The sequence below is a fragment of the Collinsella ihumii genome (assembly GCF_030385545.1).
GTDB classification, from domain to species: Bacteria; Actinomycetota; Coriobacteriia; order Coriobacteriales; family Coriobacteriaceae; genus Collinsella; species Collinsella ihumii.
Map to the genome: position 1 here is coordinate 100,033 of NZ_JAUEIQ010000004.1, position 19,419 is coordinate 119,451.

Genomic DNA, 19,419 nt, shown 5'->3' on the forward strand with positions numbered 1-19,419 from the left:
AATCCGCCGAACGACCCGGGGCGTCGGGCGCTTCTGCCGCCGCTTCTCCCGAATCCTCCGCGGCCTCCGGAAAACCCGCCCGAGCGGCGTCCGCCGCCGGAGCCGAAGCCTCCGCCCGAGCGCCCGCCGCCGGGTGAACCCGATCTACCCATGGAGATGCCCTTTCTGCCTGCGCGCGGCGCGGCCACGCGTGTCTTTCAATAGACAGATTATTCCCACTCCCGCGGGCATGCGTGACCTTCAACGCGCATTTGTACGCCGAGCGCGTCTGCTCGGAGTTTGCCCGGTTTTGCCCGCCCGCCGCTTTCGTTTGGTTGCGGTTGGATCCGACCGTTGGCGAGCGCGCGAGCCAAGGCGGATGGCGCGCACGGTACAATGGCGTTCAGTTAGGGCCGCAGGCTGTCCGGAGGAAGGAACGAACATGATCCTCACCGTTACCATGAACCCCTCGATCGATACGCGCTATTCCGTCGACCACCTGGTCATCGACGACGTCAACCGCGTGACGCCGGCCAAGACGGCGGGCGGCAAGGGCCTGAACGTGAGCCGCGTGCTCGTGCAGCTGGGGGACGACGTGGTGGCGACCGGCCTGCTAGGAGGCCATTCCGGCGCATATCTGGGCGAACTGATGGACGCCGACGGCATCACCCATCGCTTCACGCCGATCGCGGGCGAGTCCCGCACCTGCATCGCGCTGCTGCACGACGGCAACCAGACCGAGTTTCTGGAGAGCGGCCCGACCGTGAGCGCCGAGGAGCTCGAGGCGTTCGTGGGCAACTATGCCGATCTGGTTTCCAAGGCGTCGTGCGTGACGCTTTCCGGCTCGCTGCCCAAGGGGGTTCCCGCCGACACCTACGCGCGTCTGGTCGCCATCGCGGCCGAGACGGGCGTCCCGGTGCTGCTGGACACGTCGGGTGCCGCGCTCGACGCCGCGCTCGAGGCGGATGTCAAGCCGACGCTCGTCAAGCCCAACCTCACTGAGATCAACGGCCTGCTGGGCACGAGCTTCACCTCCGACGACCTGTCGGATCTGCGTCAGACCCTGGCCGCGGACGTGCGCTTTGCCGGCATCCCGTGGGTCGTGGTCAGCATGGGCGCCGCCGGTTCGGTCGCGTTCCATGACGGGCGCACGCTGCGCGCTCGCGCGCCGCGCATCGAGGCGGTCAACGCGACCGGTTCGGGAGACTCCACGATCGCCGGGTTCGCCCATGCCATCGCTGCGGGCTCGGACGCCGAGGAGGTTCTGCGCTGCGGCAACACCTGCGGCACGCTGAACGCCATGGACCCGCAGACCGGCCATCTGGTCATGGACAAGTGGGACGAGATCTACCAGGGCGTGGAGATCTCCGAGCTGTAGCCATCGGCGCACACAACTTCTCGCAAGAAGGTGCCTCCGACCAGGTTGTTCCGGTTGGAGGCGCCTTTGTGTATTGTCCCGCTGTTGCGCGCGAACTCGCCAGAGGAGGTTCCGGGCTGAACATTTGCTGAAAAATCGACGTTATGAGTGACTGGAATCCGGACCCACCCGAAATGGCATCTTCAGCGCCGACGTTTCCGCAGGTCGTACGCGCGCGGTAGGTACGCTTTCCCGGGCCCTCCAGATCAGCTCGCTCAAAACGTCTATTTTTCAGCAAAAGTCCGGCCGGGAACCTCCGCTGACGGCGCGTTTCATCTCCGTAGCACACCTGCGGGCGGCCAGGTCTCGTGTTTACGGGTTATGAGCGCCTATGCGACGATAAGGGTCGGGTGCGGCGAGCCCTCGGGCAGCGAGGCGATTTCGTTTGAAAGGATGCCGTCGGCGTCCGCGTCCACCACGATGGTGTCCACGTCGGCGATCGAGGCGAACCGGAACAGCCCTTGACCGTCGAGCTTGCTGGCATCCGCCAGCACGATGCGTTCCCGCGCGGCTTCCATCATGCCGCTTTTGACCTCGGCCATCTGGGCGTAGTTCGTCATGAGGCCGCAGCCGCTCACGATGGCGGTCGGGCAGATGATCGCCTTGTCGGCATGGAGGATCTCCAGCGACCGCATGGTGAGAGGGCCGTATGTGTAGCGATGGCCCTTGCGCAGCGCGCCGCCGAGCAGGATCGCGTCGACCGCGGGCAGGCTCTCGTCGATGAAGTCGGCGATGGTCACGTCGGCGGTGATGACGGTGATGCCGGAGCGCTGGCTGAGCATGCGGACGAACTCGAGCGCCGTCGTGCCCGAGTCGACGAGCAGGGCGTCCCCGTCCTCGACCAGCTCGATGGCGGCACGCGCGATCGCCTGCTTGGCCGCGACGTTGACGTTCACGCGCTTGTCCTGGATGGAGACGGTCAGCGTCTTGTGCAGCGAGACCGCGCCGCCGTGGGTGCGGCGCAGCTTGCCGTCTGCCTCGAGGGCATCGAGGTCGGCGCGGATGGTGACCGCAGACACCCCGAACGTCCGGGCCAGCTCTGCTACCTGCACCGAGGCCGTGCGGTCGAGCATCGACATGATGGCGGCGCGCCGCTCTTCGGCAAACGAATGAGGGATGGTATTGGCCATGGCGGACCCCTTTCGATCTCGCGCGATGCTGCTGGGAGCGGGTGGCGGGGGAGGGTAGCTCCGCCGTTTGTGCAGATTCTATTGTGCGCCAAGTTTCTTTTTAGAAAGCAAACAACAGTCGATTTCTTTGGTTTTGCAAAAGCAATCGAAGGCGGTGCGTCGTTTCCGGGTGAGGGCCGTCCTATGGGGCGGCCTTGGCGCCGTGGCCGTCCGCATCCGAACCCTCACATAGGGTAAAACTTGCAAATCACCAGGTAGCTGGCCACATTGTGCCGATCATGCCGGCAAATTGTGCGTGTCGAGGCAATATTGCATCGTCGCCGCGCGCCGTTTGCCATCGGGCGGGCGGCGGGGCGAACAGGATGCCGAACGTGCTGTCAAGACCTCGGAACACATTCAACTACCAGCGAAAACCATGAATAACAACATATGATCCGCCCCGATGGGGCATGTCGGGCGCCACGCCGTTCATCTACGGATTCGAGCCGTTTGCGGCTGCTGGCGGCCGAACCCGTGGACCCTCTCCTTGTGTCAATCCCTAGAGTCGAGCATGTCCGCTTTCCGCAATCCCCTACAGAACGGGTGGTGCCATGACAAACTCAATGACAGCCACGCAGGACCGATCTCTTGCGATCGAGAAGAAGAAGCGCCTGGAGCAGGGCTTCTTCAAGAAGGGCATCGCCATCGCCCTGTTCTCGGGCATAGCCTACGGCCTGTATTCCGCCTTCGTGGTGGCCGCGCAGACCCAGGGCATCTGGGTCGACTGGTCGACGGCGCTGCCCGCCGGCGGCTTCATGCTCGTCTTCATCCTGCCCACGCTCGCCAGCGCGATCAACGACAGCTGCAGCGCTCTGTGGGCGCTTGCCGCCACCATCAAGCAGGGGAAGCTTCCCGATTTCATCGCCACACTGGGCACCAAGCCCGGTCTCATCATGGTCGCCGCGGCCATGGTGGGCGGTCCCATCGGCAGCGCGGCCTACATCATCGCGCTGTCCATGGCCGGCACGATCGTGACCCCGGTCGCCGCGCTCTGCCCCGCCATCGGCTCCATCATCTCCCGCGTCCTCTACAAGCAGAAGCTCGGCGCGCGCGGCGTCACCGGCATCCTCATCTGCATGCTCGGCTCCGGCCTCATCGGCGTCTCGAGCCTCACCGGCGATCTGGGCGCCAACGCGGTTCCCGGCATCTGCCTGGCGCTCGTGTGCGCGTTGGCCTGGGGCATCGAGGGCTGCGTCGCCGGTTACGGAACCTCGATGATCGACTCGCAGGTCGGCATCACCATCCGCCAGTGCACCTCCGGTCTTGGCAACCTGCTCATCATCCTGCCCCTGCTCACCGTCGCCAGCGGCAACAGCCTGGCCGAGACCTACTCCTGCGTGGCCGGTGCCTTCACCAACCTGCCGTCGCTCGCATTCTTCATCGTGAGCGGCATGTTCGCCTACCTCTCCTACATGAACTGGTATCGCGGCAACAGCATGTGCGGCACCGCGCTCGGCATGGCCTGCAACGGCACCTATGCCTTCTTCGTGCCGCTGTGCACCTGGATCATCGTCGGCCTGTTCATGGGCTTCGACGGCTATGCGCTGCCCGCGATCGCCTGGATCGCCGCGGTGGTCATGGTCATCGGCGTCACTGTGATCGCCGTCAACCCGCTCGATTTCTTCAGGAAGGAGAAGGCAGCATGAAGCGACCGCTGAACTACGCGATGCTCAAATTCTTCACGACCGTCGACGAGGCTTCGGTCGACGACGTGAGGGCGGCCCTGAACGACGAGTACGGCACGCACTCCGCATTCAAGAAGCCCAAGATGATCGAGGCGCTCATGACCGCCGAGAAGAACGGCCTGATCGAGGAGGCGCGCTTCGATCTGGACGATGCCGGCGAGGTGCGCATCTACTACCGCGCCACGCCAGAGCAGAAGCAGTCGATCAACTCCTACATCAAATAGGGGGACACCATGCGCTACCAGGGAGAACAGGCCATCGGCCTCATCGAGACCGTCGGTATGGTGCCCGCGCTTCTGGCCGCCGACGCCATGCTCAAGGCGGGAGACACCGAGCTCGTGTCGTACGAGAACGTGGGCTCCACGCTCGTGACCGTCATCGTGACCGGCGACGTGGCCGCCTGCGAGGCGGCGGTCGCCGCCGGCGCCGAGGCCGCTGCAAGCATCGGCAAGCTCACGGCGCACAACGTCATGAAGCGCCCCGTGCCCGCCGTGGGCGATGTGGTGTCCGTCCATGACGTCGATTACTAGGGAGGCTGTCATGACTGAGTCCTTTGCCGGCGCGCTGGGCGCTGTCGAGACCTTCGGGCTGGTCTTCGTCCTCGAGGCCGCCGACGCCATGTGCAAGGCGGGCGACGTCGAGCTCGTGGGCTACGAGAACACGGCGTCGGGGTACATCTCGATCCTCGTCGAGGGCGACGTCGCCGCCGTGGAGGCCGCGGTCGCCGCCGGCACGTCCGCCGTCCGCGAGCTGGGTGCCGAGCCCTACAGCTCGGTGGTGATTCCCCGCCCGCACCCGAGCCTCAAGAAGATCACCCGACGCTACCGCGTCGAGAACCTGCTTCCGTACGAGGGGTGATCTCCTATGGCCCTGATCGATACCGATCTGCAGTCGGTGCAGGAGGTGCGCATCCTGCTTGAGCGCGCCGTCGAGGCGCAGCGCGTCCTGGAGGGCCTGCCCGAGCCGCTGATTGACGGGTTCCTCTGCCTGCTCGGGGAGAAGCTTCCCTCCCGTGCGGCCGAGTGCGCGCGGGCGTCGGTCGCCGAGAGCGACTACGGTTGCGCGGAGGACGAGGAGGCACTCGTGCGCTGGGTCCTCTCCGACATGCTCGCCGAAGTGCGTGCCGAGACCCCTGCCTCACGCATCTGCGCGGGCTCCCGTGCGCCCGAAGTCGCCCTGTCGAAGGGCGTCGCCGTGTCGCTGCTGCCCGACTGGCTCTCGGTGCCCACGCTGATAAGCCAGCTGCTGTGCGCCGTGAAGTCGCGCAGCGCCATCGTGTTCTCGGCGCGCCCGCGCGCCCATGCCGCCTGCGCCGAGCTCATGCACGCGGTGGCCGAGGTCGCCGCCGCCTGCCATTACCCGCTCGACGCCGTGGGCTTTCTGGGCACCTATGCGCCGGAGGGCGAGTCGTGGCTCGTCTCGCAGGGCGCGGCGCGCGTGGTGATCGAGAACCGCGAGGGCTCCGGCGCCGCGACGCTGCCCGCCCCTCCTGCCGGCACCGACGTCTACCGCGCCTCCATCGGCAACAACCCCGCCTTCGTGGAGGCCACGGCGGACCTCGCCCATGCCGCCGACGAGATCGTTTCCGGCGCGTCGTTCGCCTGCGGTCTTCTGCCGGGCGCCGAGCAGTCGGTGGTGGTCGAGGCGGCGGTGGCGGACGCCTTTGCGGCGGTCCTGCGCGCCCGCGGCTGCCAGTTCCTCTCCCATGAGGAGGGGGAGCGCCTGGCTCGGGTCATGTTCGCCCCCGACGGCAGCCCGTACCCCGAGCTCATCGGCAAGACGGCCCGCGACCTCGCCCAGCGCGCGGACATCGCGGTGGCCGAGAACTGCCGCGTGCTCGTGGTGGAGCGCCCCTACGTGTCGACCCGCAGCGTGCTGTCGGGCGTGAAGTACGGCCCCGTGATCTCGCTGTACGTCGAGGAGAACTGGCGCGATGCCTGCGAGAAGTGCATCGAGCTCATCCTGGCTGGCGGGCGGGGCAACGCCCTGGCAATCTTCTCGCGAGACCCCGAGGTCATCGAGCAGTTCATCGTGAAAAAGCCCGTGGGCCGCGTGCTGGTGAACGTGAGCACCGGCTTGGGAGGCATCGGCTGGCACGCCGACCTGCCGCGCACCCTCACGATGACGGGCTGGGAGCGCGCCACCACCTCCGAGCTGGGCGTGACCTACCGCGACTTCATCCGCCACCGCCAGGTGGGCATCGGCTTCACGCCCGAGGACGCCCGCCTGCTCGAGGAGGCCCGCGCCTGCCAGGGGACGTGCGCGATCCCGGCGGCCGCGGCCCGTGAATCCCATCCATCCGCGGGTGCGAGCGCCCGTGCCGCGGCACCCGAGCCGCATGACTCGTCGGATTGGTTCTCCAGGTTTCTGGAGTCCGTGAACACATTAGGAAATGAGGAGTGATATGGACATCAAGGAATTTGCCCGCGAGCTTTCCGATGCCACGCGCGAGATGACGCCCGAGCAGCGCGACGCCGTGCGCAGCATGTTCGAGCGCGTCTACGACCAGCTCGACCGTCCGCTGTCCTGCGGTCCCAGCGCCGCCGGTAGTGCCACCGAGGTCCCCGACGGCCCCACCCCGCGCCAGGTGCGTCTGAAGGAGAACTTCCTGAAGCAGGTCCCCACCATCACCACCTATCGCGCCCGCGCCGTCACGGAGTACACCAAGAAGTACCCCGGCATGCCCAAGGTGCTGCTGCGCGCCAAGTGCTTCCGCCACTGCTGCGAGACCGCCCCGCTCGTCATCCAGGACGACGAGCTCATCGTGGGCAACCCCTGCGGCGCCCCGCGCGCCGGCGCCTTCTCGCCCGACATCGCCTGGCGCTGGCTGCGCGATGAGATCGACACCATCGGCGACCGCCCGCAGGACCCCTTCTTCATCTCGGAGGAGGACAAGAAGTACATGCGCGAGGAGCTCTTCCCGTTCTGGGAGGGCAAGTCGCTCGACGAGCATTGCGAGGACCAGTACCGCGAGGCCGGCGTCTGGGAGCTCTCCGGTGAGTCCTTCGTGTCGGACTGCTCGTACCATCAGATCAACGGCGGCGGCGACTCCAACCCCGGCTACGACGTCATCCTCATGAAGAAGGGCATGGCCGACATCCAGGCTGAGGCCCGCGAGCACCTGGCGGCCCTCGACTACGAGAACCCCGACGACCTCGACAAGATCTACTTCTACAAGGCGGTCGTCGAGACCACCGAGGGCGTCATGATCTACGCGCGCCGTCTGTCCGACTACGCCCGCACGAAGGCCGCCGCCGAGACCGATCCCTGCCGCCGCGCCGAGCTCGAGCAGATTGCCGAGAACCTCGCGAACGTGCCCGCCCACAAGCCGCGCACCTTCTGGGAGGCCATCCAGTCCGTATGGGTCATCGAGAGCCTGCTGCCGGTCGAGGAGAACCAGACCGGCATGTCCATCGGCCGCGTCGACCAGTACATGTACCCCTTCTTCAAGGCCGACATCGAGGCCGGTCGCCTCACCCCGTACCAGGCCTTCGACCTGGCGGGCTGCATGCTCATCAAGATGAGCGAGATGATGTGGGTCACCTCCGAGGGCTCCTCCAAGTTCTTCGCCGGCTACCAGCCCTTCGTCAACATGACCCTGGGCGGCGTGACCCGCGAGGGCAAAGACGCCACCAACGAGCTCACCTACCTGCTCATGGACGCCGTGCGCCACGTGAAGGTCTACCAGCCCTCCGTCGCCTGCCGCATCCACAACAAGAGCCCCGAGAAGTACCTGCGCAAGATCGTCGACGTCGTGCGCTCGGGTATGGGCTTCCCCGCCTGCCACTTCGACGATGCCCACATCAAGATGATGCTCGCCAAGGGCGTCTCGGTCGAGGACGCGCGCGACTACTGCATGATGGGCTGCGTCGAGCCGCAGAAGTCCGGCCGCCTGTACCAGTGGACCTCCACGTCCTACACCCAGTGGCCGATCGCCATCGAGCTCGTGCTCAACCACGGCGTGCCGCTGTGGTACGGCAAGCAGGTGACGCCCGACATGGGCCCCATCTCGCAGTACAAGACCTTCGAGGAGTTCGACCGCGCGGTCAAGGAGACCATCTACTACATCACCAAGTGGACGAGCGTGGCCACCGTCATCTCGCAGCGCGTGCACCGCGAGATGGCGCCCAAGCCGCTCATGTCCATCATGTTCGAGGGCTGCATGGAGCACGGGCGTGACGTCTCCGCCGGCGGCGCCATGTACAACTTCGGCCCCGGCGTGGTGTGGAGCGGCCTTGCGACCTATGCCGACTCGATGGCCGCCATCAAGAAGCTCGTCTTCGATGAGCACAAGTACACCCTGGAGGAGCTCAACGAGGGCCTCAAGGCCGATTTCGTCGGCTACGAGCAGATGCGCCAGGACTGCCTGGCTGCGCCCAAGTACGGCAACGACGACGACTACGCCGACGACCTCTGCGCGGACATCGTCTATTACACCGAGCACATCCACAGCCAGTTCAAGACGCTCTACTCGCGCCTGTCCCACGGCACGCTGTCCATCTCGAACAACACGCCGTTCGGCCAGATGACCGGCGCCTCCGCCAACGGCCGCCGCGCGTGGACCCCGCTGTCCGACGGCATCAGCCCTACCCAGGGCGCCGACCACAAGGGCCCGACCGCCATCATCAAGTCGGTCTCCAAGATGGCCAACGACAGCATGAACATCGGCATGGTGCACAACTTCAAGCTCATGGCCGGCCTGCTCGACACCCCCGAGGGCGAGAACGGCCTGGTCACCCTGCTGCGCACCGCGTGCATGTTCGGGAACGGTGAGATGCAGTTCAACTACCTGGACAACCAGACCCTGATCGACGCCCAGGCCCACCCCGAGGAGCATCGCGACCTCGTTGTCCGCGTCGCCGGCTACAGCGCCTTCTTCGTCGAGCTGTGCAAGGACGTTCAGGATGAGATTATCAGCCGCACGATGCTGACTAAGTTTTAGCGGACCTGAGCGGCCGGACCGAGGCACCCCGCTTTGCCCTTTACTCGTCGGGCATGGCGCGAAGGCCTATGCCCTCCTTGTTTAAGGCAAATCGGGGCACCTCAGCCGGCCGTAGATTCGGGTTGATGGGTGACGAGCGGCAGCCCCCTTCGGGGCGCGCCGCCGGGCGGGTCGATTCGGGTTTTTTCGACGTTCCCCTTCGGGACGTCGTGTGCAACAGATCTGGAATGTGTGAGAGGAGGATGACCGTGGGCGGTATGCAGGAAGCGCCGGCGCGTAGCGTGCGCACGTTCAATGTGCAGAAGTACAACATGTACGACGGGCCGGGCGTGCGCTCCATGGCCTTCTTCAAAGGTTGCCCGCTGCGCTGCAAATGGTGCTCCAATCCCGAGAGCCAGCATCGCGGGTTCGAGATCATGCTCAAGCGCGATGCGTGCGTGAGCTGCGGCGCCTGCGCGGCGGCGTGCCCGGTGGGGGTGCACCGCATGGTCGACGGCGCGCACGTGGTCGACCGCGGCGTGTCGTGCATCGGCTGCGGCGCCTGCGAGAAGGCGTGCCTCTACGGCGCGGTGCAGGTGATGGGCGAGGACCGCTCCATCGACGAGCTCGTGGCCTTCTTCGACGAGGATGCCGACTTCTACCGCATGTCGGGCGGCGGCATCACCCTGTCGGGCGGCGAGGCGCTGTCTCAGCCGCAGGGGGCCAAGAGCCTGCTTGCCGCCAGCCGCGAGCGCGGGTACCACACGGCGGTCGAGACCTGCGGATACCTTCCGACCGAGACGCTTTTGGACATCGCGCCCTACGTCGACTTGTTCCTGTACGACATCAAGCTCATGGACCCAGTGCGCCACAAGTATTGGTGCGGCGTGAACAACGAGCTCATCCTCGAGAACGTGCGCACCCTGCTCGAGCAGGGCTACAACGTGCGCGTGCGCATGCCGCTGCTGCGCGGGGTCAACGACTCCGAGACCGACATCAAGGCCGTCATCGAGTTCTTCAGCCCCTACCGCTACCAGAAGAACTTCGACGGCGTCGACCTTCTGCCCTACCACAAGCTGGGTGTCGGCAAGTACGCGCAACTCGACCTCGCCTACGAGATCGAGGGCGACCCGTCGCTTTCCGATGCCGACCTCGATCGCGTGGCCGGCTGGATCAAGGGCGCGGACTTCACCGTCAACCTCGTGAGGCACTAGGGAGGACACATGGGAGCCAACGACCATCTCACGCGCATCGTCCAGGAGTCGGTGCCGGGCAAGCAGGTGACGATCGCGCACGTGATCGCCTCCCCGGGGCCGGACATCCACGAGCGCATCGGGGTGCCGACGGGCGACTCGATCGGCATCCTCACCCTCACCCCGGCCGAGACCGCCATTATCGCGGCCGACGTGGCCTCGAAGGCGGCGCCGGTGTCCATCGGCTTTCTCGACCGGTTCACCGGCTCGGTGGTGGTGCTGGGCGACGTCCAGAGCGTCGAGGAGTCCATCCGCGAAGTGGTGCGCATGCTCCACGACGACCTGGGCTTCTGCACGGTGGGGGTGACCAAGTCGTGATGGAGCGGCGCGTGATGGTGGTGGGGCTCGACGGCGCGGGCAAATCGACCGTGGCCGACCTCATCGAGGGGGAGCCCTCCGACCATCGCCACCGCGAGGACCTGTACTACCGCAGCCGCGTCCTCGAGGTGCCCGGGCGCTACATCGAGAACCACTGGATGCACAACACGATCCTCATGTTGGCGCAGAACCAGGCGGCAGCGGCGCTGTTCTTGATAGACGGCGACACGCTCGAGAGCTTCTACTCGAGCGGGTACGCCCGGGCGTTCACCATCCCCTGCCTGGGCGTGCTCACCAAGTGCGCGCACCTTACGACCGAGGAGCGCGCGCGGGGGATGGAGCGGCTCGTCGACGCGGGGTGCTCCGAGGCCCTGGCCGTCTCGACCGAGACCGGGCGGGGCGTTCGCGAGCTTCTCGACTGGATCGACGGGCACGCGATGACCCGTATGGATGCGAGCGGACACCGAAAGGAGGAACCATGCGCTATGTGACCGAGGACGACCTGCGCGCCGCCTACGCGGCGGAGCCGTTTGCGCGCTACGCGCTGCCCGCCGACGCGAAGCTCACGCCGAGCGCGCGGCAGTTCCTTGTCGATTTCCGCATCGATGTGATCGGGGACGGTGCTGCGGTCGCTCCGCACGCCGCCGCGAAAGATGCGCCCGGCGGCGCCGATACCGCTGTGCCGGCCGCCGCCGTGCCGGTCTCCCGCGGGGCGCTGCTCGACGACGTGCGCCTGCTCGGCGCTAAGCTCCGCCTGCTGGCGCATCGCGCCCTCGGCGTGGACGCGGCGCTCGCGCGCGCCTGCGACGAGCTGGGGCATGCCTGGCTGCACGGCCTTATGGTCACGGACGCCGAGGCTCCTCGCGCAGACGGCGCCGCCGGGGCGAAAGGGCCCTGCGCCCCCTTGGAGCCCGCGCTTCTCGCCCCCGTGCACCCGCTGTACTTCGAGGCTGCCGTGATCGATGCCGAGCTCGCGCGCGCCATGCGTTTCTGGGATGCCGCCTGCGCGGATCTCGATCAGGAGGGCAGGTATGCGGTTCGCGCCTGGCTGGGCGCCGCCGGGGGCCTGCGCGCGACCATCGCCGCCTGCGCGGCGCGAGCGGAGAAGGAGGCGTACTGTGGTTGATTTTTCCGAGAGCGACCGCAAACTCGAGCAGCTGATCGCCAGCGAGGGGCATGCTCCCCGGCAGGCCGAGGGCGCCGAGCTGTACTGCGGCCTCGACGTGGGCACGGCGTTCATCGTGCTGGCCGTCGTGGATGCGGCCGGCGAGCCGGTCGCCTGCGCCTACCGTTTCGCCGACGTCGTGCGCGACGGCATGGTGGTCGACTACATCGGCGCCTGCGACATCGCTCGCGAGCTCAAGGCCGAGCTCGAGGGGCAGCTGGGCGTCGAGCTCGTCCACTGCGCGGCGGCCATCCCGCCGGGCACCGAGAACCTGGACGGCGGCGTGGTGCGCAACGTGGCCGAGTCCGCCGGCTTCGAGGTTTCGGCCATGCTGGACGAACCGACCGCGGCCAACCTCCTCATCGGCCTTTCGGACGGTGCGGTGGTGGATATCGGCGGCGGCACCACGGGCGTGTCGATCGTCCAGGGCGGTCGGGTGCTCGAGAGCGTGGACGAGTCCACGGGCGGAACGCATCTCACCCTGGTGCTCGCTGGCGCCAAGGGCATGGCGTTCGCCGAGGCCGAGGCCTACAAGCGCGAGCCCTCCCATCATGCCGAGGTGCTGCCCATCGTGCGCCCCACGGTGGACAAGGTCGCCACGATCGTCGCGCGGGCCATCGCGCCCTACGACGTGGACGAGGTGGTCCTCGTGGGCGGCACCGCCGAGCTGACTGGCATCGAGCAGCGCGTCGAGAAGCAGCTGGGTATCGCTACGCGCAAGCCGGCGCATCCCATGTTCGTGACGCCTTTGGGCATCGCGCTCGGATGCCTGGCTGCCGAGCGGGGTGGGCGCTGATGGACATCCGTCTGATCAAGGCCCCGTCCCCCGGCGTGATGCGGATCATCCGCGCCCGCAGCGGCGTGCGCTGGGGAGAGGATTTCTGTCCGGCCGCGGTCGGGCTCGTGCAGGGCAAGCTCATCGAGATGCTCGTGGCGAGCGACATCGCCGAGAAGACCGCCGGCGTCACCGTGAGCGACATCCGCGGCGCCTGCCCCCAGCACATGGTCTGCCTGGCGGTGGCGGGTGACACGGCGGAGGTCATGGAATGCCTGGCGCGGATCGAACGGGGAGGGGGTGAGGCCCGTGGTGGTGTGTAAGCTCGTCGGCTCGCTCTGGGCGACGCGCAAGTACGAGGAGCTCAACGGCATGAAGCTCATGCGCGTCGAGATCATCGAGGGCGCGGATGCCGGGCGGCGCATCGTCTGCGTGGACACCGTGAGCGCCGGCGTCGACGACCGCGTGCTCGTGGCCGAGGGGACGGCCGCCTACCTGTTCATGAAGGAGAAGTTCGACGTCAACGCCCCGGTTGACGCGGCGATCGTAGGAATTATCGACGAAGACGTGAGTCTATAAGAAAGGAGGAGCAGATGAAGCGACTGATCAGCGCGGCCGACGTGCAGGCGGCGGCCAAGCGCGGGGAGCGCCTTGTCGTGGACGACAACACCATCGTGACCGCTCAGGCGGCAGATGAGGCCCGCGAGCTGGGCGTCGAGCTGGTGCGCGGCGACGCCTCCGCGGCTGTTGCGACGCCGGCGCCCGCACCTGCGGCGGCGCCCGCGCCGGTGGAGCCCGCAGCCGCGTCTGCCGCCGAACCTGCCGCCGAGCCCGCGACGGGCAGCGGCACCTGTCCGGTGCTCACCTATGCGCGCGAGCACGAGCCCGTGCTCTCTGCCGAGGAGATGGAGCGGGTCATCGGCGACGCCATCGACAAGGGGGTCTGGACCGAAGGGCAGCTCGCCGAGCTGTTCGGCAGCGCGCTTGGCGGCGCGTCGGCGCGCACATGCGCCCCGCTCACCGTGCCGGTCGGCGTCTCGGGCCGCCACATCCATCTGTCCCAGGCCGATCTGGACGCCCTGTTCGGCGCCGGCCACGAGCTCACGTGCGCCAAGGAGCTCTCGCAGCCCGGCCAGTTCGCCGCCAAGGAGACGGTGACCCTGGCCGGTCCCAAGGGCGTCATCGAGCGCGTGCGCGTGCTCGGGCCCGTTCGTCCCGAGACCCAGGTCGAGATTCTCTCCGGCGACACCTTCAAGCTGGGCGTGAAGGCCCCGGTGCGCCTGTCCGGCGACCTCGCCGGCACCCCGGGCGTGACCGTGATCGGCCCGGCCGGCTCGGTGGCGCTCACCCACGGCGTCATGGTGGCCGCCCGCCACATCCATATGTCCTGCTCCGAAGCGGCCGAGCGCGGCCTGCACGACGGGCAGACCGTATCCATCGTCGTCGCGGGGGAGCGCGGCGGGCGCCTGGACAACGTGATCGTCCGCGCCAACGACGCGAGCGCCCTCGATTTCCATATCGACACCGAGGAGGCCAACGCACTCGGCCTCAAGAACGGATCTGTCGCCGAGATCGTCAAGTAATAGGCACCCGTGCCCCGAGGTAGGGGCGCGCCTGAACCAAGAAGGAGACTGCAATGGCAAACATGACCCAGGCCCTCGGCATGATCGAGACGAAGGGGCTCGTCGGCGCCGTGGAGGCGGCCGACGCCATGGTGAAGGCGGCCAACGTGTCGCTGATCGGCAAGGAGCAGGTCGGCGGCGGCCTCGTCACCGTGTTCGTGCGCGGCGACGTGGGCGCCGTGAAGGCCGCCACCGACGCCGGCGCCGCGGCGGCCCAGCGCGTGGGCGAGCTGCTCTCGGTCCACGTCATCCCGCGCCCCGACGGCTCGGTCGAGACGATCCTGCCCGGTAGCGAGGCGTAAGCGCCATGGCGGAGCAGGAGAAGGGGACGCCCGGAGCGGGTGGCACCTCGCCCGAGTCCGCGCCCAAGCAGGCTGGCCGTCCGACGGCCAAGAAGGCCCCGGCCAAGCGCTCGACCCGAAAGCCCCGCGCGTCTGCGAAGAAGGCTGAGCCCGCTGCGGTGAAGCCGGCTGACGAGGCCGTTGCGGCGGCTCCCGAGTCCAAGCCGGAGCCCAAGGTCGAGGCCCCGGCGCCCCAGCAGACAGAGCCGGTCGAGGCCGCGTCCGAGTCCGTTCAGCAACCGGCTCCCGAGGCCCCTGAGGTCCCGGAAGCCTCGACCACCGATGCGGCGTCCCAAAAGGACGCCGCGCCCGCCGCAGAAATCCCCGCGGCACCCGATACCCAGACCACCGTGCGGGATGAGGTCCCGCAGGCCATCAAGAAGGAGACTGCAATGGCAAACATGACCCAGGCCCTCGGCATGATCGAGACGAAGGGGCTCGTCGGCGCCGTGGAGGCGGCCGACGCCATGGTGAAGGCGGCCAACGTGTCGCTGATCGGCAAGGAGCAGGTCGGCGGCGGCCTCGTCACCGTGTTCGTGCGCGGCGACGTGGGCGCCGTGAAGGCCGCCACCGACGCCGGCGCCGCGGCGGCCCAGCGCGTGGGCGAGCTGCTCTCAGTCCACGTCATCCCGCGCCCCGACGGCTCGGTCGAGACGATCCTGCCCTCCTCGAAGTAGCGGATCGGGCGCCTAGCTCCGCCCGTCGCATACCGGGGCTCGCGGCCTGCCGATGCGAGCCCTCGGATCGATCCCCCTCTCGCGTCTGGACCCGCGCGCTGAGGGCCCAGGAGACAAAAAAGATCGGTGTCTCCCCGAGGAGGCGCCGGATGAACCGTCCGGCGTCTCCCTCTGGCCCCAGCGCGCGTCCAGTCGCATATGCGCCGGCCCGTGCGGCAGCATCCGACAGGACCGGCTGACATCAGTTTCGGACGCAGACAGTCGTGCCCGCGCCCGCGTCAACGAATCACACCTATGGAAGGAGGCACGATGCAGGATTTCGATTTCGACCTTCAGAGCATCCAGGCCGCACGCGAGCTCGCTCGCCGCGGCAAGGTCGCCGCGAACCAGATCGCCGAGTTTACCGAGGAGCAGATCGACCGCATCTTGCGTCACATGGTCGAGGTCGCCGAGGCCAACGGCGAGCAGCTTGCGCGCATGGCCGTCGAGGAGACCGGTTTCGGCGTCGTGGAAGACAAGGTCTTCAAGAACCATATGGCCTCCGGCCTGCTGTATGAGCAGATCCGCGACCAGAAGACCATCGGCATCATCGATGTCGACGAGAAGCTCCAGACCATCACCATCGCCGAACCCGTCGGCCTGCTCATGGGCATCGTCCCCTCGACGAACCCCACCTCGACGGTGCTCTACAAGTCGCTCATCGCCCTCAAGGCGCGCAACTCCATCGTGTTCTCGCCGCATCCCGCGGCGGCCAAGTGCACGCAGACGGCCATCCAGCTCATGTGCGACGCCGCCGTCGAGGCCGGTGCGCCGGCCAACATCATCCAGGGCATCACCCTGTCCACGATGGCGGCGACCAACGAGCTCATGCATGCTCCCGAGGTGGCCATGATCATCGCCACCGGCGGACCCGGCATGGTGAAGGCCGCCTACAGCTCGGGCAAGCCGGCCCTCGGCGTGGGCGCGGGCAACTCGCCGGCCTACATCGAGGCCACGGCCGACGTGCACGCCGCCGTCCGCCGCATCATGGCGTCCAAGACCTTCGACAACGGCACCATCTGCGCATCCGAGCAGAGCGTGATCTGCGAGACCTGCAACCGCGAAGCCGTCATCGCCGAGTTCACCCGCCAGGGCGGCTACTTTATGTCCGAGGACGAGTGCAACAAGGTCTGCGCGCTGCTGTTCCGCAACGGCCATGCCATGAGCCCCAAGTTCGTGGGCCGCAGCGCCCAGGTCATCGCCGACGCCGCCGGCATCACCGTTCCCGCCGGCACCCGCGTGCTCATCGGCGAGCAGCACGGCGTGGGCGACAAGTGGCCGCTGTCCTACGAGAAACTCACCTGCGTGCTGGGCTTCTACACGGTGTCTAACTGGGAGGAGGCGTGCGACCTGTCGATCGCGCTGCTCCAAAACGGCATCGGCCACACCATGAGCATCCACACCGAGAGCAAGGACATCGTGCGCAAGTTCTCGGTGAAACCCGCCTCGCGCATCCTGATCAACACCGGCGGCACCCAGGGCGGCACGGGCCTTTCCACCGGTCTGGACATCGCGCTGACGCTGGGCTGCGGCACCTGGGGCGGCAGCTCCGTGTCCGAGAACGTGGGGCCGCGCCACCTCATCAACGTCAAGCGCGTGGTGAACGGCATCATCGAGCCCGATGAGCTGGTGGCCCGCGACGAGCTGTTCGCGAAGTACCATCCCGAGCTGGCGCGCACCCGCGGTCACAAGGATGCCGCGTGCTGCGCATCCGCTCCGGCTCAGGCCGCCACGGCGCCGATCTCCTATTCGCCGGGCTGCGGCTGCGGCGCGGCTTGCGCTCCGGTGACCGCTCCGGCTCAGGCCGACAAGCCCTCCGATGCCGTCGACGCCGACGAGCTGAAGAGGATGGTCGAGGAGCTCGTGAAGGCGTTTCGCAGCATCCCCGAGTAACGCATGCACCTCGGCGCGCGCGGGCACATTACCCCTGCGCGCCGCGCGGCAAGCGGGGCGCATCGCCCCGACGACTATATGTTCCAGGGGCGCTAGGCCCCGCAGATGAGGAGGACAATCATGAACGAGGCACTGGGTATGGTCGAGACGTACGGCGCGGTGGGCGCCGTCGAGGCCAGCGACGCTATGGTGAAGGCCGCCGACGTGCGCCTGATCGGCAAGGTCAACGTGGGCGCGGGCATCGTGACCACGTTCGTGCGCGGCGACGTGGCGGCCGTGAAGGCCGCGACCGACGCCGGCGCCGCGGCGGCGCAGCGCGTGGGCGAGCTCCGCTCGGTCCACGTCATCCCGCGTCCGCACACCGACGTCGAGACCATCCTTCCGTAACGCGCCATGGACTCGCGCGCATTCGACATCGAGGGCTTCCTGCGCGACGCAGACCGCTGCTATCGGGAGCTGCGCGGCGACGAGGTGGTGCGCTTCTTCGAAGAGGCGCTCCTGCGCGCCCGCGCCTGCGGATCGGCCGACGCCGTGATCGTGGTCGCCAACGAGTTCGGCAGCGTGGCCCGTACCCGGGGCGAGCTCGGGCGCGCCCGCGAGCTGTATCGCGAGGCGTTTTCCCTGCTCGAGCGGCGCCCCGGCGAGGTCCCCGTCCGCTCGCGCGCGAGTCTTCTGCTCAACTACGGTGACGTGTGCGTGGCGCAGGGGTCGTTCGCCGAGGCGGTCGAGCTGTTCGACGCCGCCGAGGCCCTGCTCGCCGATGAGCCGGAGTGCTGCTACGAGCGCTCCGCCATCTGCAACAACCGTAGCTCCGCGTGGCGCGGGCTCGGCCGCATGGCGGATGCCCGGCGCGACCTGGAACGCGCCGTCGACCTGCTCGGGCGGGTACCGGGTTCTGCGGGCGCTCGCGCGGTGGCCCGCGTGAACCTGGCGCAGCTGCTCATCGACGAGGGGCGGCTCGATGCGGCGGAGCGCGCGCTCGCGCCGGCGCTCGAGGCCTTCCTCACGCTGAGCGGCGGACGCGATATCCACCGCCCGAACGCCTTCGCCGCCGCAGGGCAGCTCCGCATGCTGCAGGGCCGCTATGCCGAGGCGGCGGTGTGCTACCGGGAGGCGGCGCGCTCCCTTGCCGACAAGGTCGGTGCGTCCGAGAACGTCGAGCGCCTGCGGGCGGCGGGGTCCCGCGCCGCGCGTCTTGCCGGATGGGAGGCGGGTGCATCGTGAAGGGGCTCGAGCTTTCGCGCCGCTACTTCGAGGCCTACGGGCCGTCGCTGTTCGCCGGCCTGCCTGCCGACGTGCGCGCCCAGGCGGCCATCGGCCTGGTAGGGCCGGGGTCGGAGTGCCTGGGGTTCGATGACGAGCTGTCGCGCGACCACGACTTCGGGCCGGGCTTTTGCATCTGGCTGCCCGCAGCGGTCTTCGATGTCTGGGGTCCCGAGCTGCAGAGGCGCTACGACGCGCTGCCCCGCACATTTCTGGGCCTCCCCCGCCCGCAGGCCGCGCCGCTTTCCGGCAAGCGCGTGGGCGTGTTCGAGACGGGCTCGTTTTTGCGCGCCTTCACCGGGCTCGATCGCCCGCCGGCGACGTTCCGCGAGTGGCTGGCGATTCCCGAGCAGTTTCTAGCCGTGGTGTCGGGCGGCGAGGTCTTTGTCGACGAGGGCGGCGGCATCTCTGCGGCTCGCCACGTCTACGAGGGCTTTTATCCCGAGCCGGTGGTGCGCCAAAAGGTGGCGGCAAACCTTGCGACCATGGCCCAGGCGGGCCAGTACAACCTGCCGCGCTGCCTGTCGCGAGGCGACGCCGTAGCCGCCGGGGCGGCGCGCGCCGAGTTCGCATGCGCCCTCATGGCGGTCCTGCATCTGCTGAGCCGGGTATATATGCCGTTCTACAAGTGGTCGTTCAGATCGCTTGTCGAGCGCACGGCGGCAGGCCGCGCCTATGCGGCGCGGATCGAGGCGCTCGTGGCGGCGCCCGTGCGCACGGTGCGCGCGGGCGAGGTCGAGTGCCTGTGCGCAGGTGTGCTGGGCGCGGTGCGCACGCTGGGATGGACGGGTTGCGCAAGCGATTTCCTGCTGGATGCGGCGCTCGACATCCATGGCCGCATCGAGGACGAGTATCTGCGCGCCTGCCCCTTGGGTGCCGGCGCGTACGCGTGAGGCATCTTC

At 68.0% G+C, this 19,419-nt stretch carries 22 protein-coding genes; 21 read left to right on the top strand and 1 reads right to left on the bottom strand.

What is annotated here, in order from left to right; genetic code table 11:
- Positions 1-421 precede the first annotated feature (421 nt).
- The gene (locus tag QVN30_RS05320) at positions 422-1,357 is read left to right on the top strand and encodes a hexose kinase (protein WP_289835705.1); all 936 of its coding nucleotides are present in this window, start codon (positions 422-424) and stop codon (positions 1,355-1,357) included.
- Between the two features lie 368 nt (positions 1,358-1,725).
- On the opposite strand, the gene QVN30_RS05325 is transcribed toward QVN30_RS05320, so the two are convergent.
- Positions 1,726-2,526, bottom strand: a complete 801-nt coding sequence (locus QVN30_RS05325) for a DeoR/GlpR family DNA-binding transcription regulator (RefSeq protein WP_289835706.1) — start codon at positions 2,524-2,526, stop codon at positions 1,726-1,728.
- A gap of 602 nt (positions 2,527-3,128) precedes the next feature.
- Here QVN30_RS05325 and QVN30_RS05330 point away from each other — a divergent pair.
- The 20 genes from QVN30_RS05330 (at position 3,129) to QVN30_RS05425 (ending at position 19,410) form a co-directional block, all read left to right on the top strand.
- Positions 3,129-4,211: a DMT family transporter gene (locus QVN30_RS05330; RefSeq protein WP_289835707.1), complete on the top strand. Its 1,083-nt coding sequence runs from the start codon at positions 3,129-3,131 to the stop codon at positions 4,209-4,211.
- Positions 4,208-4,474 (top strand): hypothetical protein, encoded by a 267-nt coding sequence (locus QVN30_RS05335; RefSeq protein WP_204540656.1) that lies wholly within the window; start codon positions 4,208-4,210, stop codon positions 4,472-4,474. The genes QVN30_RS05330 and QVN30_RS05335 overlap by 4 nt, the downstream gene beginning before the upstream one ends.
- Positions 4,475-4,483: 9 nt before the next feature.
- Positions 4,484-4,780 (top strand): BMC domain-containing protein, encoded by a 297-nt coding sequence (locus QVN30_RS05340; protein WP_289835708.1) that lies wholly within the window; start codon positions 4,484-4,486, stop codon positions 4,778-4,780.
- A 10-nt stretch (positions 4,781-4,790) separates the two neighbouring features.
- Positions 4,791-5,108, top strand: coding sequence for a BMC domain-containing protein (locus tag QVN30_RS05345; RefSeq protein WP_087200334.1), 318 nt, complete (start codon positions 4,791-4,793; stop codon positions 5,106-5,108).
- A gap of 6 nt (positions 5,109-5,114) precedes the next feature.
- Positions 5,115-6,653: an aldehyde dehydrogenase family protein gene (locus tag QVN30_RS05350; RefSeq protein ID WP_289835709.1), complete on the top strand. Its 1,539-nt coding sequence runs from the start codon at positions 5,115-5,117 to the stop codon at positions 6,651-6,653.
- Position 6,654: 1 nt separating this feature from the next.
- Positions 6,655-9,192, top strand: coding sequence for a choline trimethylamine-lyase (gene cutC / locus QVN30_RS05355; protein ID WP_204571365.1), 2,538 nt, complete (start codon positions 6,655-6,657; stop codon positions 9,190-9,192).
- 257 nt (positions 9,193-9,449) lie between these two features.
- On the top strand, positions 9,450-10,385 hold the full coding sequence (cutD, locus tag QVN30_RS05360; protein ID WP_289835761.1) for a choline TMA-lyase-activating enzyme: 936 nt from the start codon (positions 9,450-9,452) through the stop codon (positions 10,383-10,385).
- A 9-nt stretch (positions 10,386-10,394) separates the two neighbouring features.
- Positions 10,395-10,742, top strand: a complete 348-nt coding sequence (locus QVN30_RS05365) for a BMC domain-containing protein (RefSeq protein ID WP_087200340.1) — start codon at positions 10,395-10,397, stop codon at positions 10,740-10,742.
- Positions 10,742-11,233: a EutP/PduV family microcompartment system protein gene (locus QVN30_RS05370; protein ID WP_273356676.1), complete on the top strand. Its 492-nt coding sequence runs from the start codon at positions 10,742-10,744 to the stop codon at positions 11,231-11,233. The genes QVN30_RS05365 and QVN30_RS05370 overlap by 1 nt, the downstream gene beginning before the upstream one ends.
- Positions 11,221-11,868, top strand: coding sequence for a hypothetical protein (locus QVN30_RS05375; RefSeq protein ID WP_289835710.1), 648 nt, complete (start codon positions 11,221-11,223; stop codon positions 11,866-11,868). The genes QVN30_RS05370 and QVN30_RS05375 overlap by 13 nt, the downstream gene beginning before the upstream one ends.
- A complete protein-coding gene (gene eutJ, locus QVN30_RS05380; protein ID WP_204540671.1) occupies positions 11,861-12,703 on the top strand; it encodes an ethanolamine utilization protein EutJ in 843 nt (280 codons plus the stop codon). Before QVN30_RS05375 ends, eutJ begins: the two co-directional genes overlap by 8 nt.
- Positions 12,703-13,005, top strand: a complete 303-nt coding sequence (locus QVN30_RS05385) for a BMC domain-containing protein (RefSeq protein WP_087200347.1) — start codon at positions 12,703-12,705, stop codon at positions 13,003-13,005. Before eutJ ends, QVN30_RS05385 begins: the two co-directional genes overlap by 1 nt.
- Positions 12,992-13,261: a EutN/CcmL family microcompartment protein gene (locus tag QVN30_RS05390; RefSeq protein WP_087200349.1), complete on the top strand. Its 270-nt coding sequence runs from the start codon at positions 12,992-12,994 to the stop codon at positions 13,259-13,261. The genes QVN30_RS05385 and QVN30_RS05390 overlap by 14 nt, the downstream gene beginning before the upstream one ends.
- Positions 13,262-13,275: 14 nt before the next feature.
- On the top strand, positions 13,276-14,265 hold the full coding sequence (gene pduL / locus QVN30_RS05395; protein ID WP_087200350.1) for a phosphate propanoyltransferase: 990 nt from the start codon (positions 13,276-13,278) through the stop codon (positions 14,263-14,265).
- 53 nt (positions 14,266-14,318) lie between these two features.
- Positions 14,319-14,606, top strand: a complete 288-nt coding sequence (locus QVN30_RS05400; protein ID WP_289826759.1) for a BMC domain-containing protein — start codon at positions 14,319-14,321, stop codon at positions 14,604-14,606.
- 431 nt (positions 14,607-15,037) lie between these two features.
- Complete coding sequence (locus QVN30_RS05405; protein ID WP_289826786.1) at positions 15,038-15,322, top strand: BMC domain-containing protein; 285 nt, start codon at positions 15,038-15,040, stop codon at positions 15,320-15,322.
- 309 nt (positions 15,323-15,631) lie between these two features.
- Positions 15,632-17,254, top strand: a complete 1,623-nt coding sequence (locus QVN30_RS05410; protein ID WP_289835711.1) for an acetaldehyde dehydrogenase (acetylating) — start codon at positions 15,632-15,634, stop codon at positions 17,252-17,254.
- A gap of 120 nt (positions 17,255-17,374) precedes the next feature.
- On the top strand, positions 17,375-17,641 hold the full coding sequence (locus tag QVN30_RS05415; protein ID WP_087201036.1) for a BMC domain-containing protein: 267 nt from the start codon (positions 17,375-17,377) through the stop codon (positions 17,639-17,641).
- Positions 17,642-17,647: 6 nt separating this feature from the next.
- Positions 17,648-18,478, top strand: a complete 831-nt coding sequence (locus QVN30_RS05420; protein WP_289835712.1) for a tetratricopeptide repeat protein — start codon at positions 17,648-17,650, stop codon at positions 18,476-18,478.
- Positions 18,475-19,410: a DUF4037 domain-containing protein gene (locus tag QVN30_RS05425; protein WP_289835713.1), complete on the top strand. Its 936-nt coding sequence runs from the start codon at positions 18,475-18,477 to the stop codon at positions 19,408-19,410. Before QVN30_RS05420 ends, QVN30_RS05425 begins: the two co-directional genes overlap by 4 nt.
- Positions 19,411-19,419: the final 9 nt, after the last annotated feature.

Excerpts from the sequence above, each read along its gene's own strand:
- QVN30_RS05320 (WP_289835705.1), top strand. The coding sequence starts at position 422 with ATGATCCTCACCGTTACCATGAACCCCTCGATCGATACGCGCTATTCC.
- QVN30_RS05325 (WP_289835706.1), bottom strand. The coding sequence starts at position 2,526 with ATGGCCAATACCATCCCTCATTCGTTTGCCGAAGAGCGGCGCGCCGCC.
- QVN30_RS05330 (WP_289835707.1), top strand. The coding sequence starts at position 3,129 with ATGACAGCCACGCAGGACCGATCTCTTGCGATCGAGAAGAAGAAGCGC.
- QVN30_RS05335 (WP_204540656.1), top strand. The coding sequence starts at position 4,208 with ATGAAGCGACCGCTGAACTACGCGATGCTCAAATTCTTCACGACCGTC.
- QVN30_RS05340 (WP_289835708.1), top strand. The coding sequence starts at position 4,484 with ATGCGCTACCAGGGAGAACAGGCCATCGGCCTCATCGAGACCGTCGGT.
- QVN30_RS05345 (WP_087200334.1), top strand. The coding sequence starts at position 4,791 with ATGACTGAGTCCTTTGCCGGCGCGCTGGGCGCTGTCGAGACCTTCGGG.
- QVN30_RS05350 (WP_289835709.1), top strand. The coding sequence starts at position 5,115 with ATGGCCCTGATCGATACCGATCTGCAGTCGGTGCAGGAGGTGCGCATC.
- cutC (WP_204571365.1), top strand. The coding sequence starts at position 6,655 with ATGGACATCAAGGAATTTGCCCGCGAGCTTTCCGATGCCACGCGCGAG.
- cutD (WP_289835761.1), top strand. The coding sequence starts at position 9,450 with ATGCAGGAAGCGCCGGCGCGTAGCGTGCGCACGTTCAATGTGCAGAAG.
- QVN30_RS05365 (WP_087200340.1), top strand. The coding sequence starts at position 10,395 with ATGGGAGCCAACGACCATCTCACGCGCATCGTCCAGGAGTCGGTGCCG.
- QVN30_RS05370 (WP_273356676.1), top strand. The coding sequence starts at position 10,742 with ATGGAGCGGCGCGTGATGGTGGTGGGGCTCGACGGCGCGGGCAAATCG.
- QVN30_RS05375 (WP_289835710.1), top strand. The coding sequence starts at position 11,221 with ATGCGCTATGTGACCGAGGACGACCTGCGCGCCGCCTACGCGGCGGAG.
- QVN30_RS05385 (WP_087200347.1), top strand. The coding sequence starts at position 12,703 with ATGGACATCCGTCTGATCAAGGCCCCGTCCCCCGGCGTGATGCGGATC.
- pduL (WP_087200350.1), top strand. The coding sequence starts at position 13,276 with ATGAAGCGACTGATCAGCGCGGCCGACGTGCAGGCGGCGGCCAAGCGC.
- QVN30_RS05400 (WP_289826759.1), top strand. The coding sequence starts at position 14,319 with ATGGCAAACATGACCCAGGCCCTCGGCATGATCGAGACGAAGGGGCTC.
- QVN30_RS05405 (WP_289826786.1), top strand. The coding sequence starts at position 15,038 with ATGGCAAACATGACCCAGGCCCTCGGCATGATCGAGACGAAGGGGCTC.
- QVN30_RS05410 (WP_289835711.1), top strand. The coding sequence starts at position 15,632 with ATGCAGGATTTCGATTTCGACCTTCAGAGCATCCAGGCCGCACGCGAG.
- QVN30_RS05415 (WP_087201036.1), top strand. The coding sequence starts at position 17,375 with ATGAACGAGGCACTGGGTATGGTCGAGACGTACGGCGCGGTGGGCGCC.
- QVN30_RS05420 (WP_289835712.1), top strand. The coding sequence starts at position 17,648 with ATGGACTCGCGCGCATTCGACATCGAGGGCTTCCTGCGCGACGCAGAC.